The 15412-nt window shown below is 67.1% G+C and carries 15 protein-coding genes; 12 read left to right on the forward strand and 3 right to left on the reverse strand.

Translation table 11 applies throughout. The features are described 5' to 3' along the window. Nucleotides 1–6: 6 nt before the first annotated feature. The 6 genes from TSH20_RS14690 (at nucleotide 7) to TSH20_RS14715 (ending at nucleotide 5128) form a co-directional block, all read left to right on the forward strand. Nucleotides 7–1353 (forward strand): pyruvate dehydrogenase complex dihydrolipoamide acetyltransferase, encoded by a 1347-nt coding sequence (locus tag TSH20_RS14690; RefSeq protein ID WP_109075433.1) that lies wholly within the window; start codon nucleotides 7–9, stop codon nucleotides 1351–1353. Between the two features lie 20 nt (nucleotides 1354–1373). Next, nucleotides 1374–1676, forward strand: a complete 303-nt coding sequence (locus TSH20_RS14695; protein ID WP_109075434.1) for a chorismate mutase — start codon at nucleotides 1374–1376, stop codon at nucleotides 1674–1676. Between the two features lie 15 nt (nucleotides 1677–1691). Continuing rightward, nucleotides 1692–3089 (forward strand): dihydrolipoyl dehydrogenase, encoded by a 1398-nt coding sequence (lpdA, locus tag TSH20_RS14700; RefSeq protein ID WP_109075435.1) that lies wholly within the window; start codon nucleotides 1692–1694, stop codon nucleotides 3087–3089. Between the two features lie 43 nt (nucleotides 3090–3132). After that, nucleotides 3133–3618 carry a DUF29 domain-containing protein gene (locus tag TSH20_RS14705; protein WP_109075436.1) on the forward strand — a complete coding sequence of 162 codons (486 nt, stop codon included), beginning with the start codon at nucleotides 3133–3135 and terminating at the stop codon, nucleotides 3616–3618. A 62-nt stretch (nucleotides 3619–3680) separates the two neighbouring features. Beyond that, nucleotides 3681–4637, forward strand: coding sequence for a lipoyl synthase (gene lipA, locus TSH20_RS14710; protein ID WP_109075437.1), 957 nt, complete (start codon nucleotides 3681–3683; stop codon nucleotides 4635–4637). Between the two features lie 35 nt (nucleotides 4638–4672). Further along, nucleotides 4673–5128, forward strand: coding sequence for a type II toxin-antitoxin system RatA family toxin (locus tag TSH20_RS14715; protein ID WP_085089439.1), 456 nt, complete (start codon nucleotides 4673–4675; stop codon nucleotides 5126–5128). A 21-nt stretch (nucleotides 5129–5149) separates the two neighbouring features. Here TSH20_RS14715 and TSH20_RS14720 read toward each other — a convergent pair whose 3' ends face one another. Genes TSH20_RS14720 through TSH20_RS14730 form a run of 3 tightly spaced genes read right to left on the reverse strand, consistent with a single transcriptional unit; the run spans nucleotide 5150 to nucleotide 7093 of the window. After that, nucleotides 5150–5338, reverse strand: a complete 189-nt coding sequence (locus TSH20_RS14720) for a 4-oxalocrotonate tautomerase (RefSeq protein WP_098739878.1) — start codon at nucleotides 5336–5338, stop codon at nucleotides 5150–5152. A gap of 42 nt (nucleotides 5339–5380) precedes the next feature. Next, nucleotides 5381–5884, reverse strand: coding sequence for a CinA family protein (locus tag TSH20_RS14725; RefSeq protein WP_109075438.1), 504 nt, complete (start codon nucleotides 5882–5884; stop codon nucleotides 5381–5383). Nucleotides 5885–5920: 36 nt separating this feature from the next. Then, on the reverse strand, nucleotides 5921–7093 hold the full coding sequence (locus TSH20_RS14730) for a bifunctional 2-C-methyl-D-erythritol 4-phosphate cytidylyltransferase/2-C-methyl-D-erythritol 2,4-cyclodiphosphate synthase (protein WP_109075439.1): 1173 nt from the start codon (nucleotides 7091–7093) through the stop codon (nucleotides 5921–5923). Nucleotides 7094–7280: 187 nt separating this feature from the next. Here TSH20_RS14730 and ccsA point away from each other — a divergent pair, with 187 nt between their 5' ends. The 6 genes from ccsA to TSH20_RS14760 form a co-directional block, all read left to right on the forward strand. After that, the gene (gene ccsA / locus TSH20_RS14735) at nucleotides 7281–8111 is read left to right on the forward strand and encodes a cytochrome c biogenesis protein CcsA (RefSeq protein ID WP_109075440.1); all 831 of its coding nucleotides are present in this window, start codon (nucleotides 7281–7283) and stop codon (nucleotides 8109–8111) included. A 156-nt stretch (nucleotides 8112–8267) separates the two neighbouring features. Continuing rightward, entirely contained in the window at nucleotides 8268–9254 is a 987-nt protein-coding gene (gene dusB, locus TSH20_RS14740; protein WP_109075441.1) for a tRNA dihydrouridine synthase DusB, read from the forward strand. Beyond that, nucleotides 9254–10468 carry an ATP-binding protein gene (locus TSH20_RS14745; protein WP_247871362.1) on the forward strand — a complete coding sequence of 405 codons (1215 nt, stop codon included), beginning with the start codon at nucleotides 9254–9256 and terminating at the stop codon, nucleotides 10466–10468. The genes dusB and TSH20_RS14745 overlap by 1 nt, the downstream gene beginning before the upstream one ends. Continuing rightward, the gene (gene ntrC, locus TSH20_RS14750) at nucleotides 10468–11913 is read left to right on the forward strand and encodes a nitrogen regulation protein NR(I) (RefSeq protein WP_109075442.1); all 1446 of its coding nucleotides are present in this window, start codon (nucleotides 10468–10470) and stop codon (nucleotides 11911–11913) included. The genes TSH20_RS14745 and ntrC overlap by 1 nt, the downstream gene beginning before the upstream one ends. Before the next feature lie 317 nt (nucleotides 11914–12230). Then, nucleotides 12231–14456, forward strand: a complete 2226-nt coding sequence (locus tag TSH20_RS14755) for a PAS domain-containing sensor histidine kinase (protein ID WP_247871361.1) — start codon at nucleotides 12231–12233, stop codon at nucleotides 14454–14456. Next, nucleotides 14446–15412 (forward strand): sigma-54 dependent transcriptional regulator (locus TSH20_RS14760; protein WP_109075444.1); only part of this gene is annotated, 967 nt, incomplete at its 3' end. The genes TSH20_RS14755 and TSH20_RS14760, both read left to right, overlap by 11 nt.

Here is a 15412-nt window from a genome sequence, read left to right on the forward strand (position 1 = left end):
GATAGGATGACCGTTCAGATTCTGATGCCCGCCCTCTCGCCCACGATGACCGAGGGCAACCTCGCCAAGTGGCTGAAGAAGGAAGGCGACACGGTGAAGTCCGGCGACGTGCTCGCCGAGATCGAAACCGACAAGGCCACCATGGAAGTCGAAGCGGTCGATGAAGGCCGCATCGGCAAGATCCTGATCCCGGCCGGCAGCCAGGGCGTCGCGGTGAACACCCCGATCGCCATCCTGCTGGAAGAGGGTGAGGACGAGAGCGCGCTGGCTTCGGCCGGCTCCGCTCCGGCCCCGGCTGCTGCGGCTCCGGCGGCAGCCGCCGCTCCGGCCGCTGCACCGGCGCCGTCGGCCGCCCCGGCGGCCGCCGCTGCTCCGGCTCCGGCCGCTGCCGCTCCGGCTGCTGCCGGTGAGCGCGTGTTCGCCAGCCCGCTGGCGCGCCGCATCGCCGAACAGGCCGGCGTCGACCTGAAGTCGGTCAAGGGCACCGGCCCGCACGGCCGCATCGTCAAGGCCGACGTGGAGGCCGCCAAGGCCGCCGGTCCGGCCAAGGCCGCTGCCGCTCCGGCGGCTGCCCCGGCACCGGCCGCGGCCGCTCCTGCTCCCGCCGCTGCTCCGGCACCGGCGAAGGCCGAGGGTGTGGATGCCAAGTCGCTCGCCGACAAGCTGGGCATGGCCTACACCGCCGTGCCGAACAGCGGCATGCGCAAGACCATCGCCAAGCGTCTGGGCGAGGTGAAGCGCACCGTCCCCGACTATTTCCTGACGGTGGATGTCGAGATCGACGCGCTGATGAAGGTCCGTGCCGAACTGAACGGCCGGTCCGACGCCTACAAGCTGTCGGTGAACGACTTCATCATCCGTGCCGTGGCGCTGGCGCTGAAGAAGGTCCCGGCGATCAACGCGTCCTGGACCGACGAGGCGATGCTGCAATACAGCCACGCCGACGTGTCGGTGGCCGTCGCCACTCCGACCGGGCTGATCACCCCGATCGTCAAGAAGGCGGAGACCAAGGGTCTGGCCGACATCTCCAACGAGATGAAGGCGCTGGCCAAGAAGGCGCGCGACAACGCGCTGAAGCCGGAAGAGTATCAGGGCGGCACGATCTCCATCTCCAACCTGGGCATGATGGGGATCAAGCAGTTCCAGGCGATCATCAACCCGCCGCAGGCCTGCATCCTGGCGGTCGGCGCCAGCGAGCAGCGCCCGGTGGTGAAGGACGGCGCGCTGGCCATCGCCACGGTGATGAGCCTGACCGGCACCTTCGACCACCGCGTCGCCGATGGCGCCGTCGGTGCGGAATTCCTTGCGGCGGTGAAGAAGCTGCTCGAGGATCCGCTCTCGATGCTGCTCTGATGGTTTGAGGATCCGGTTCCATGTCGAAAAGCCTTGCCCCGCTCCGCGCCGAGATCGACGCCATCGACGACGAACTCGTCGCGTTGCTGGGCAAGCGCCTGTCCGTCGTCCACCGCGTCGCAGCGGTGAAGATGGCGGAGAACCTGCCGGCCGTGCTGCCCGACCGCGTCGAAGCGGTGAAAAAGCGGGCGGCCGAGGCGGGGCTGGCGTACGGCCTGGATCCGGACTTCATGGCCACCCTGTACCAGACGATCATCGACGAGGCGTGCCGGGTCGAGGAAGGCATCTTTGCCGCCGGCCGCGAGGATGCGCCTCGCTCCTGAATGGGGAGAACACCCTTGGCCGACATGAATTACGACGTCATCGTCATCGGCGGCGGGCCGGGCGGTTACGTGGCGGCGATCCGCGCCGCGCAGCTTGGCCTGCACACCGCGGTCATCGAGCGTGAAAACCTGGGCGGCATCTGCCTGAACTGGGGCTGCATCCCGACCAAGGCGCTGCTGCGCTCGGCCGAGGTGCTGCATCTCGCCAAGCATGCCGCCGACTATGGTCTGGTCATCCAGAACCCGTCCTTCGACCTCGACAAGGTCGTCGCCCGGTCGCGCAAGGTCGCCGGGCAGCTGAACGGCGGCGTCAAGCACCTGCTGAAGAAGAACAAGGTCGCGGTGATTGAAGGCTCCGCCAAGCTGCTCGGCAAGGGGCAGGTGGCGGTGACCAAGGGCGAGGCCCCGGTCGGCACCTTCGGCGCCAAGCACATCATCATCGCCACCGGTGCGCGCGCCCGCACGCTGCCGGGGCTGGAGGATGACGGCAAGCTGGTCTGGACCTATCGCAAGGCGATGACCCCGGACAGCATGCCGAAGTCGCTGCTGGTGATCGGGTCCGGTGCCATCGGCATCGAATTCGCCAGCTTCTACAATGCCTTGGGCGCCAAAGTTACAGTGGTCGAGGTGATGGACCGCATCCTTCCGGTGGAGGATGAGGAAATCTCCGCAATGGCGCGGAAAGCCTTCGAGAAGCAGGGCATGCGCATCATCACCGGCGGCAAGGCCGGCAATCTGCGCAAAGCCGCCGACAGCGTGACCGTGGCCGTCGAGGCCGGCGGCAAGACCGAAGACATCACGGTCGACCGCGTCATCGTCGCCGTCGGCATCAGCCCGAACACCGAGGGCCTCGGCCTGGAGAACACCAAGGTCAAGACCGACCGCGGCCACATCCAGACCAACGGCATGTGCGAGACCGACGAGCCGGGCGTTTACGCCATCGGCGACGTGACCGGCGCCCCCTGGCTCGCCCACAAGGCCAGCCATGAAGGCGTGATCGTCGCCGAGCACATCGCCGGCAAGCACCCGCATGCGCTGAACGTCCGCAATATCCCGGGCTGCACCTACTCGCACCCGCAGATCGCGTCGGTCGGCCTGACGGAGAAGAAGGCGAAGGAAGCCGGTTACGAGATCAAGGTCGGCCGCTTCCCCTTCGTCGGCAACGGCAAGGCCATCGCGCTGGGCGAGCCGGAAGGCCTGATCAAGACCATCTTCGACGCCAAGACCGGCGAGATGCTGGGCGCCCACATGATCGGCGCGGAAGTGACCGAGCTGATCCAGGGCTACGGCATCGCCAAGTCGTCGGAGCTGACCGAGGCTGAACTGATGCACACGGTGTTCCCGCACCCGACCCTGTCGGAAATGATGCATGAGTCGGTCCTTGATGCCTATGGCCGGGCGATCCACTTTTAACTAAGATTTTCCGAGGTGACGTTTTTCCCCTTTGGACGGAGCCATGGACCGCAGCAGCGCCGCCTACGACGAGGATTTCTACGCCTGGACGCAAGCCCAGGCGCAGGAGCTTCGCCGTGCCGGCGCCGAGCGGAACAACGCCCCGGTCGACTGGGAGAACGTCGCCGAGGAGATCGAGAGCATGGGCCGCAGCCAGAAGTCCGAGATTGACAGCCGGCTGACCGTGCTGTTCGTGCATTTACTGAAATGGTTGTTCTGTCCTGACCTGCGCGAACGATGTGAGCGTGGTTGGCGGCTGACCATTCGGGAGCAGCGGGAAAAGCTGATCGACGAGATCTCTGCTAGTCCTAGCCTGCGGCCTTTCTGCGGCTCTGTCTTTGAGAAAGTCTACCGACGCGCCCGGCTGCGGGCGGCCGTCGAGGCGGATATGCCCGACGGGCATTTCCCGGTCTTGCCGCCTTTCACGCTTGACCAGGCGCTCGATCCGGCCTATCCGGCCGAACTGTTTCCGCCGGAATGGCGGGTTTGACATCCTCATCGCACCTATTGTCGGGGCCGGGGCATCGCGTCGGCCATCGGGAGCTTTAGACCATGACCCTCGTCGACCAGACCGAGAAGCTGCGCCACCCCGAAAAGGCCCATAAGCCCGACAACCCGATCCAGCGCAAACCGGCCTGGATCCGGGTCAAGGCGCCGATGAGCCAGGAATACAACGAGACCCGCCAGCTGATGCGCGGTCTGAAGCTGAACACCGTGTGCGAGGAGGCCGCCTGCCCGAACATCGGGGAGTGCTGGAAGCACAAGCACGCCACCTTCATGATCCTGGGCTCCATCTGCACGCGCGGCTGCGCCTTCTGCAATGTGGAGACCGGGCGTCCCGACCTGCTGGACCCGCATGAGCCGGACAATGTGGCCGAGGCGGTGGGCCAGCTGAAGCTGAGCCACGTCGTCATCACCTCGGTCGACCGCGACGATCTGGCCGACGGCGGCGCCGAGCATTTCGCCCGCACCATCCGTGCCATCCGCGCCGCGTCGCCGACGACAACCATCGAGATCCTGACCCCCGATTTCCAGAAGAAGAAGGGTGCGGTCGAGGTGGTGGTGGAGGCCAAGCCGGACGTCTTCAACCACAATCTGGAGACCGTTCCGCGCCTGTATCCCAACATCCGCCCCGGTGCGCGCTATTTCACCTCGCTTCAGCTGCTGGCGCGGGTGAAGGAGCTGGATCCGACGATCTTCACCAAGTCCGGCCTGATGGTCGGGCTGGGCGAGACGAAGGAGGAGATCGGGCAGGTTATGGACGATCTGCGCTCCGCCGATGTGGACTTTCTGACGATTGGGCAGTATCTCCAGCCCACGCCCAAGCATGCGGCGGTGGATCGTTTCGTGACTCCCGAGGAGTTCGACGGTTATTCCACTGTCGGCCGCGGCAAGGGCTTCCTGCTGGTGGCCTCGTCGCCGCTGACGCGCTCGTCCTACCATGCGGGCGCCGATTTCGAGAAGCTGCGCGAAGCCCGGCTGCGCAAGCTGGGGGTCGCGGCCGCCTGATGCAGGCGGTTCAATAGAAGGACACGGGTACGGGCATGCCGACGCACGCGGAAAAGAAGGTTCTTCCCTACACGCCCCAGCAGATGTACGACCTGGTCGCCGATGTGGAGAAGTATCCGGAGTTTCTGCCCTGGTGCCTGGCGGCCCGAATCCGCAAGCGTGAAGGCGATGTCATGTTCGCGGACCTGATCATCGGGTTCAAGATGGTCCGCGAGCGCTTCACCTCACGGGTGGAGTTGAGTGCGCCAGCCTGCCGGATCGACGTGCAGTACACCGACGGACCATTCCAGTACCTGAACAATCATTGGATCTTCAACGATCATCCCGGCGGCTGCTGCGTCGACTTCTTCGTCGATTTCGAGTTCCGCTCGAAGATGCTGCAGAAGATCATGGGCCTGCTGTTCAACGAGGCGGTGCGCCGCATGGTACAGGCCTTCGAAACGCGTGCGGCCCAGCTTTATGGGCCGGGCCGGGTGACGCAGCCGGCCTGACGCCGGGCTAGCCGTGGTCGGTCAGCTCTTGTCCGACCACAGCTCCCCGCCGCTGGCCCAATCGCTTTTCTTCACGTCCTGAAAGATGATGTCCACCGCCGAGGGCGAGCAGCCGAGGACCTTCACGGTCGCTTCGGTCAGCGCCTTGGCGTATTCGCGTTTCTGTTCGACGGTGCGGCCTTCGAACAGCTGGATGTTGATGGTCGGCATCGGGGGATTTTCCTTCTTGGTAAAGACGTTGGCGGCGATTCTTCAGCGCAGGCTTCCGGTCGGGCGGGCCAGCCGCAGCCTCTCCAGCGCCGCCTGAACCGTTGCCATGCGTACGGCGTCGCGGTCGCCGGGGAAGGTGTATTCCTTGGCCTTGGCCGCTCCGCCGCGCACGGCGGTGGCGACATAGACGCGGCCCACCGGCTTGGTCTCGGTCGCGCCGCCGGGGCCGGCGATGCCGGTCACCGCCACCGTCACGTCGGCCCGTGACTTCGCCAGGGCACCGACGGCCATGGCGACCGCCACCTCCGGGCTGACCGCGCCATGGGCGTGCAGCAGGCTGGCGGGAACGCCGAGCATCTCGGTCTTGGCGATGTTGGTGTAGGTGACGAAGCCGCGATCGACCACCTTGGACGAACCGGCGATGTCGGTCAGGGCGCCGGCGATCAGGCCGCCGGTGCAGGACTCGGCGGTCGCCAGCATGAAGCCGGAGAGGCCGTATTCGGCCAGCACCTGGGCGGCAAGCTCGCGGATGGGCTCGGGAAACATGACGGCTTCTCCCGGTTCTGGGCGTTGAATTGGATGTTAACCGGGGAGCCGGATGGTCGCCACTGCCTGGGCGGCGATGCCCTCGCGCCGGCCGGTGAAGCCCAACTGCTCGGTGGTGGTCGCCTTGACGCTGACCCGGCCGACCTCGATGCCCAGGATTTGGGCAATGCGCTCGGACATCGCGGCGCGGTGGGGGCCGACCTTGGGCCGCTCGCAGATGATGGTGACGTCGGCATGGGCGATGACGCCGCCGCGCTCCGCCACCAGATCGGCGGCGTGGCGCAGGAACTTGGCGCTGTCGGCACCGCGCCAGCGCGGATCGGTCGGCGGGAAGTGGCTGCCGATATCGCCGGCGGCCAGCGCGCCGAGAATCGCGTCGGTCAGGGCATGCAGGCCGACATCGGCGTCGGAATGGCCTTCCAGTCCGTGGTCGTGCGGCACGCGCAGGCCGCAAAGCGTCACGAAATCGCCGTCGGTGAAGCGATGAACGTCGAAGCCGCTGCCGGTCCGCACGTCCCACAGGCTGCTCATGATCGCGCGGGTGGCGCGGGTCAGGTCGTCAGGGGTGGTCACCTTGAAATTGTCCTCCTTGGACGGCACCAGGGCCACGGCCAGACCGGCACGCTCCGCCACCGCGGCATCGTCGGTCAGCGACAGGCCGGCGGCGGCACGGTGCGCCTCCAGAATGGCGGGGAAGCGGAAGCCCTGCGGGGTCTGTGCTCGCCACAGTCCCTCGCGGTCCACCGTTCCCGTGATGGCGCTGTCGCTGCCACGCTTAAGGGTGTCGGCGACCTGCACCGCGGCGATGGCGCCGGGCGTGCTGTCGAGCGCCGCGATCACCGCGCCGATGGTGGCCCCGTCGATCAGCGGCCGGGCGGCATCGTGGATCAGCACGAGGTCGGGGGCGCCATCGGCGGCCAGCGCCTCCAACCCATTGCGCACCGAGTCCTGACGGCTGGCACCGCCGGCCACCGGATCGGGCAGGCCAAGGCCTGCAACGGCGGCGTCATAAGCCTCGCGCCAGGTGGGGTCGATGACCACGCGCACGCCGGTGACCTGGGGGTGGCTGAGAAAGGCCTCCACCGTCCGGCGCAACACCGGCTTGCCGGCGAGGTCGAGATACTGCTTCGGCCGTTCGGCGCCGAACCGCTGGCCGGATCCGCCGGCGACGATCAGGGCGATGCAGGTGGGCGCGATGCAGGTGGGCATGAGGCAAACCGTAAGATATGATAGCCACTTGACGGAAACGTCGCGGAGCCTAGCCTGTCGCCGTGGTTCCGCCAAGTGCCGAGCCTTGCCGCCTGTAAGCTCCGGACAATGTCCAGGGGCGGGTGGCATGATATGGCGGCACGTCATGGCAGCATGACGGCGGAAGGACGGGAGTGCATTCGGGTCCATGTCGCAGAACATTTTCTTGAGCCTGACGGCTCTGGTGGCCCTGTTGCCTGCCGCCTTCTATCCTTACCGGCGCATCGCGGGGCAGGGGGTGGAGGGGCGCGGCTGGTCCTTCTGGGGTGCCCTGCTGCTCGCCGCCGCCGGTCCGGGCATGTGGGCGATCCTGCAGGTCGCCGGCCAATGGCAGACCGGATTCTCCACCGCGCTGTGGGTCACGACCGCCGCCTGCATGGCGCTGTTCATCGGGCTCAGCCTGCTCCATGACACGGCGTGGAGGCTGGCGCCGCTGCTGCTGCCCTATCTGCTGGCCGTCTGCCTGCTGGCGACGCTGACCGAGGATGCGCCCGCCCCGGTCCTGCGCGGCAATGCGCCGGGCGTGTGGATCGACCTGCACATTGCGGTGTCGGTCTTCACCTATGCCCTGCTGACGCTGAGTGCCGTGTCGTCCTTCGCCGCGGTGATCCAGACCCGGGCGCTGAAGACCAAGCGGCCGACTCCGCTCAGCCGCTTCCTGCCCCCGGTGGCGGAGAGCGAGCGGCTGCAACTGCGTCTGCTGATCGCGTCGGAGGTGATCCTCGGCGCGGGTCTCGCCACCGGCATGGCGGTGCTCTATTTCGAGCAGGGTCTGCTGTTCCGCACCGATCACAAGACCCTGCTGTCGTTGGCCACCTTCGTCGTCATCGGCATCCTGCTGCTGGCCGAATACCGGACCGGCGTGCGCGGGCGGACGGCGGCGCGGACCATGCTGATCGTCTATCTGCTGGCGACCCTTGCCTATCCCGGCGTCAAGTTCGTGTCGAACGTGCTGATCGGGCAATGGGCCTGGAGTTGAGGGAGCACCCGGTGCAAGCCTGTGTAAGAGCATCGGTTTCACCACAGGCTTGAGCGCGGCCAAGGGGCTTCGCGCTTGCACACATCCGCAGCAGCGTGATAAGTTGCCCAAAATGGTGGCACTTTGTTGATTTGCCCATCAATCGGGCAGGTGAGAATGACCATACAAATCGGACCCATCACGCTCGCCGGACCGGTGATCCTGGCGCCCATGTCGGGTGTCTCCGACCTGCCGTTCCGCCGTCTGGTGAAGCGCGCGGGCTGCGGCCTCGTCGTGTCGGAGATGATCGCCAGCCAGGCGATGATCCGCGAGAACCGCCAGACCCTGCGCATGGTGGAGACGGAGCCGGAAGAGTTTCCAATGGCGGTCCAACTCGCCGGCTGCGAGCCCGAGGTGATGGCGGAGGCGGCGAAGCTGAACCAGGATCGCGGCGCCGCCGTCGTCGACATCAATTTCGGCTGTCCGGTGAAGAAGGTGGTCAACGGCCATGCCGGCTCCTCCCTGATGCGGGACGAGGCGTTGGCCGGCCGCATCCTGGAGGCGGTGGTGAAGGCCGTCAGCATCCCGGTGACGCTGAAGATGCGGCTGGGCTGGGACGAGACCAACCGGAATGCCCCGAACCTCGCCCGCATCGCCGAGCAGTGCGGGATCAAAATGGTGACGGTCCATGGCCGCACCCGCATGCAGTTCTACACCGGGACCGCCGACTGGACCTATGTCCGCCATGTGAAGGAGGCGGTGAGGATCCCCATCGTGGTCAACGGCGACATCACCAGCTTCGAGGCGGTGGACCGCGCCCTTGCCGAATCCGGCGCCGACGGCGTGATGATCGGGCGCGGCAGCTATGGCCGGCCCTGGTTTCCGTCGCAGGTCATGCATTACCTGCGCACCGGCGAAAGGCTGCCCGATCCGCCGCTGCACGAGCAGATGGACACGCTGCTGGAGCATTTCGACAGCATGCTGAGCCACTACGGCACCGACGGCGGCATCAAGGTCGCCCGCAAGCATGTCTCCTGGTATTCGACCGGCCTGCGCGATTCCAACGAGTTCCGCCAGGAGGTCAATCGGCTGGGCGATCCCGCCGCCGTGCGCGACCGCATCCGTGCCTTCTACGAACCGGCAATCGAAAGGATGGCCGCCTGATGGACCCCGTTCCGATGACCACCCCGGGCCAGCGTGGCCGCAGCCGGCCGGGCGCCGTGCGGGCGCCCCGGCTGGAGTCCCTGGTGGTGCTGAACAGCCTGCCCGATCCGGTGCTGGTGGTGGACGGCAACGGCGACATCCGCTTCGTCAATCTGGAGGGGCAGGAATTCTTCGACCTGTCCGCCAACGCCATGGAAGGGATGCCTCTGCCGGACCTGCTGCCGCCGGACAGCCCGGTGATGGGCCTGATCGAGCAGGTGCGCCGGGGCAGCCGCCGGGTGTCGCAGGACGGGGTCATCATCGACACGCCGCGCATCGGCCCGCACCATGTCACGGTGCAGGTGGCGACCATGGGCGACCCGCCCGACCATGTGGTGCTGACCATCCATGAGCGGTCGCTGGCCCGCAAGATCGACCATTCGCTGACCCATCGCCATGCCGCGCGCTCCGTCACCGCCATGGCGGCGATGCTGGCGCATGAGGTGAAGAACCCGCTGTCGGGCATCCGCGGCGCCGCCCAGCTGCTGGAGGAGAATGCCAGCGACGAGGACCGGGTGCTGACCCGCCTGATCTGCGACGAGGCGGATCGTATCGTGGCGCTGGTCAACCGGATGGAGGTGTTCTCCGACGAACGGCCGCTGGAGCGCGCCGCGGTGAACATCCACACGGTGCTGGAACATGTGCGCAAGGTCGCCCAGAGCGGATTTGCCCGAAAAATACGCTTTGTCGAGCGTTACGACCCGTCACTGCCTTCTGTTTACGGCAATCGCGACCAACTTGTGCAGGTTTTCCTGAATCTGGTGAAAAATGCGGCAGAGGCTGCACCGGAATCAGGCGGCGAGATCACCCTGACCACCTCCTATCAGCATGGCGTGCGCATGGCGCTGCCGGGCGGCGATGTGCGCCGGCATCTGCCCTTGCTGGTGACAGTGCAGGATAATGGCGACGGCATTCCGGAAGACCTGCAGTCCAACCTGTTCGACCCCTTCGTGACCAGCAAAGTGAACGGCACTGGCCTTGGTCTTGCATTGGTGGCGAAACTCATAGGCGATCATGGCGGAACCATCGAGTTCGACAGCCAGCCTCGCCGGACCGTCTTCAAGGTGTCGCTGCCGATGTACGATGATTCGAAAAACGACGATCCGAAACTTTCCGGGGAGTCGAGGATTTCTGACGCTGGCTTGCAGTCCAAGGGCGGCCGGGGGAGTCGTTGATGAGCGCGGCGACCATTCTCATCGCGGATGACGATCGCGCCATCCGCACCGTCCTGACGCAGGCCCTTGCCCGGCTGGGGCACGAGGTGCGCACCACCGGCAATGCCGCCACGCTGTGGCGCTGGGTGGCGGACGGGCAGGGGGATCTGGTCATCACCGACGTGGTGATGCCGGACGAAAACGGCCTGGACCTGATCCCACGCATCAAGAAGCTGCGCCCCGAGTTGCGCGTCATCGTCATGAGCGCGCAGAACACGCTGATCACCGCGGTGAAGGCGGCGGAGCGCGGGGCCTTTGAGTATCTGCCCAAGCCCTTCGACCTGAAGGAGCTGGTGTCGGTCGTCGAACGGGCGCTAAACACCAACACCCCGCCGGTCGCCATGCCCGGCGGCGACCTGGAGGGCGAGGAACAGCTGCCGCTGATCGGCCGCTCGCCCGCCATGCAGGAAATCTACCGGGTGCTGGCCCGCCTGATGGGCACCGACCTGACGGTGATGATCACCGGCGAGTCCGGCACCGGCAAGGAGCTGGTCGCCCGTGCCCTGCATGATTACGGCAAGCGGCGGAATGGCGCCTTCGTCGCCATCAACATGGCCGCCATCCCGCGCGAACTGATCGAGTCCGAGCTGTTCGGCCACGAAAAGGGCGCCTTCACCGGCGCGACCAACCGGTCGACCGGCCGCTTCGAACAGGCGCAGGGCGGCACCCTGTTCCTGGACGAGATCGGCGACATGCCGCTGGAGGCGCAGACCCGCCTGCTGCGCGTGCTGCAGGAGGGCGAATACACCACGGTCGGCGGACGCACCGCGATCAAGACCGACGTGCGCATCATCGCGGCGACCCACCGCGACCTCCGCACACTGATCCGCCAGGGGCTGTTCCGCGAGGATCTGTTCTACCGCCTGTGCGTGGTGCCGATCCGCCTGCCGCCGCTGCGCGAGCGGACGGAGGACATTCCGCTGCTGGTCCGCCACTTCCTGAATCTCGGCATCAGCCAGGGGCTTCCGGCCAAGAGCATCGATCAGGCGGCGATGGACCGGCTGAAGCGCTACCGCTGGCCCGGCAACGTCCGCGAGCTGGAGAATCTGGTCCGTCGTCTGGCCGCGCTCTATTCGCAGGAGGTCATCGGGCTGGACGTGGTGGAGGCGGAGCTTGCCGACGCCACCCCGGCCGCCCAGCCGGTGGAGGAGCCGCAGAGCGAGGGCCTGTCCTCCGCGGTCGAACGCCACCTGAAGGACTATTTCGCCGCCCACAAGGACGGCATGCCGTCCAACGGCCTGTATGACCGCGTGCTGCGCGAGATCGAAAGGCCGCTGATTTCCCTCAGCCTGTCGGCGACCCGCGGCAACCAGATCAAGGCGGCCCAACTGCTGGGTCTGAACCGCAACACGCTGCGCAAGAAGATCCGCGACCTGGACATCCAGGTGATGCGCGGCATCAAATAGGCTGCCGCCGACCGGCCGATTGACGTCCTGCCGCCGCCGCAACCGACCCGTGCCAAAATTGTGACACAACGTCGGTGCGGACGGTGGTGGACCGAAGGTCAGCAACCGACCTGCGGCTCCTGCGCCGGCTGGCGTAAGCGGTCCTGTCCGAAAGGCAGATCCATTGCGGCTTGGCAGGGCCGCAACAGAGGTGTATCTTTCCGGCAACAGATTAGCGCCGGACGATGCCACCCAATTCCGACACCGCAGCAGCCGGCCAGAGGCCGGTCTGGCAGAAGATTCTCCACTGGTCCCGGCGGGTAGGCCTGGGCAAGAGGATGGCTTTTGCCCTGTCGCTGGCAGCCCTGGCCGCCGGCTTCGCCACCTATGCGGCGATGACGGAAAGCGCGCCGTTCGGGCAGGCCAACCCGCGCACCGTCACGCTTCTGCTGACCCTCGACCTTGCCATCCTGCTGACGCTGGGCGTGCTGATCGCGCGGCGGATCGTCGCCATCCTGATCGGGCGGCGGCGCGGGCTGGCGGGATCGCGGCTGCACACCCGGCTGGTTCTGGTGTTCAGCGTGCTGGCGGTGGCGCCGGCCATCATCATGACGGTGTTTTCCACCCTGTTCTTCTATGTCGGGGTGCAGAGCTGGTTCAGCGACCGCGTGCGCACGGCGGTCAACGAATCCCTGGTGGTCGCCAGCGCCTATCTGCACGAGCACCAGCAGAACATCCGCGCCGATGCCCTGGCGATGGCCAACGACCTGTCGCAGGAGGCGCGGCTTTCCAGCGATCCCGAGCGGTTCGAGCAGGTCGTCGCCACCCAAGCGATGCTGCGCGCCCTGTCGGAAGCCATCGTCTTCAACGGCACCACCGGCGCCATCGTCGCGCGGGCCGGCTATACCTTCACCCTGGAATTCGAACCGATCCCGGAAGACAAGATCCAGCAGGCCCGCAATGGCGAGGTCGCGCTGATCGTCAAGGAATCCGACGACCGCGTCCGCGCCCTGGTCAGCCTGGACCGCGTATCCGACACCTTCCTCTATGTCGGCCGCATGGTGGAGCCGCGGGTTCTGCAGCACATGGCCTCGGCCGAGGGGGCGGTGAAGGAATACACGGCGCTGGAGAACCAGCGCGGCAGCCTGCAGATCACCTTCACCCTGATCTTCCTGGTGGTGGCGATGCTGCTGCTGCTGGCGGCGGTGTGGGCCGGGCTGAACTTCGCCACCCGACTGGTCCGCCCGATCAGCGCGCTGATCGGCGCCGCCGAACGGGTGCGCGCCGGCGACCTCACCGTCCGCGTCTCCGAGCCGCCGGGCGAGGACGAGTTCGTCCTGCTGTCGCGCGCCTTCAATCGCATGACCACCGAGATCGAGGGGCAGCGGCGGGAGTTGCTGTCGACCAACCGGCTGCTGGACGAGCGGCGGCGCTTCACCGAAACGGTGCTGTCGGGCGTGTCGGCCGGCGTGCTGGGCGTCGACGCCGACGGCGTCATCAACCTGCCGAACCTGTCCGCCGCCCGCCTGCTGGGCGAGGAGGATCCGGAACGTCTGGTCGGCATGTCGCTGATCGAACTGCTGCCGGACATCGGCGACCTGCTGGAGAATGCGCCGAAGAAGCCCGGCCGCGTCGTGCAGGACCAGATCCAGATCCGCCGTCCGGGCAAGCCGACGCTTACCCTGCTGGTCCGCATCGCGGCGGAGGTGCGCGCCGGCGAAGTGCGCGGCTATGTCGTCACCTTCGACGACATCACCGAGCTGGTTTCGGCGCAGCGCAAGGCGGCCTGGGCCGACGTGGCGCGCCGAATCGCGCACGAGATCAAGAATCCGCTGACGCCGATCCAGCTGTCGGCCGAACGGCTGCGCCGCAAATACCTGAAGGAGATCTCCAGCGATACGGAGGTCTTCACCATGTGCACCGACACCATCGTCCGGCAGGTCGACGACATCCGCCGCATGGTGGACGAGTTCTCCGCCTTCGCGCGGATGCCGCAGCCGGTGATGAAGCCGGTCAACATCAACGATCTGGTGCGGCAGGCGGTGTTCCTGCAGTCGAGCGCCCATACCGGCAAGATCCGCTTCGACACCCGGCTGCCGTCCGGGCCGCTGACGGTGGCGTGCGACAGCCGGCAGATATCCCAGGCGCTGACCAACCTGCTGCAGAACGCGGCGGACGCCATCGAGGGGCGCACCCCACCCGCCGACGGGTCGGACCTGCCGCCCGGCGAGGTGGCGATCGCGGTGGAGGACGATGGCGAGAAGGTCGTCGTCACCGTCGAGGACAACGGCAAGGGTCTGCCCGGCGGCGAACAGCGCGACCGGCTGACCGAACCCTATGTGACGACGCGGGCCAAGGGCACCGGGCTGGGGCTCGCCATCGTCAAGAAGATCATGGAGGACCATGGCGGCGTGCTGACCCTGGAGGACCGCGAAGGCGGCGCCGGGGCGCGCGTGACCCTGGTCATTCCACACCCGGTTGCGGTCGCGAACGACGCGGGCGGCCGTGACGACAGGCCGGCGGAGACCGGCGGAGAGATGAGGCACGAAGCCCATGGCGCATGACATTCTGATCGTCGACGACGAAGCCGATATCCGGATGCTGATAGCCGGCATCCTGAATGACGAAGGCATCAAGACCCGCGAGGCCGCCGACGCCGATCAGGCCTTCGCCCAGGTGGCGGCGCGCCGGCCGAGCCTCGTCGTGCTCGACATCTGGCTGCAGGGCAGCAGGCTGGACGGCCTGCAGATCCTGGAGCAGCTGATGCGGGACCACGGCAACCTGCCGGTCATCATGATCTCCGGCCACGGCAACATCGAGACCGCGGTCCAGGCGATCAAGGTCGGCGCCTACGACTTCATCGAGAAGCCGTTCAAGGCCGACCGGCTGCTGCTGATGGTCGACCGCGCCATCGAGGCGGCGCGGCTGAAGCGCGAGAACCAGGAACTGAAGCTGCGCGCCGGCGGCGACGTGGAACTGATCGGCCGCTCTTCGGCGGTCAATCAGGTGCGCCAGTCGATCGACAAGGTGGCGCCGACCGGCAGCCGCGTGCTGATCTCCGGCCCGCCCGGTGCCGGCAAGGAGGTGGTCGCCCGGCTGATCCATGCCCGCTCGCGCCGTGCCAGCGGCCCCTTCGTCGGGCTGAACTGCGCCACCATGCGGCCGGAACGGCTGGAGATGGAGCTGTTCGGCACTGAGGCCGGCGTCGACGGTCCCGGCCGCAAGATCGGCACCTTCGAGCAGGCCCATGGCGGCACGCTGCTGCTGGACGAGGTCGCCGACATGCCGCTGGAAACCCAGGGCAAGATCGTCCGCGCCCTGCAGGAGCAGGTGTTTGAGCGCGTCGGCGGCGGCCAGCGGGTCGAGGTCGACGTGCGCGTGATCGCCACCTCCAACCGCGACCTGCAGGCGGAGATCGAGCAGGGACGTTTCCGCCAGGACCTGTTCTACCGCCTGTCGGTGGTGCCGATCCGCGTGCCGTCGCTGGCGGAGCGGCGGGGGGGCATCCCCGGGCTGGCCC

It is taken from the genome of Azospirillum sp. TSH20, assembly GCF_003115935.1.
Classification (GTDB): domain Bacteria; phylum Pseudomonadota; class Alphaproteobacteria; order Azospirillales; family Azospirillaceae; genus Azospirillum.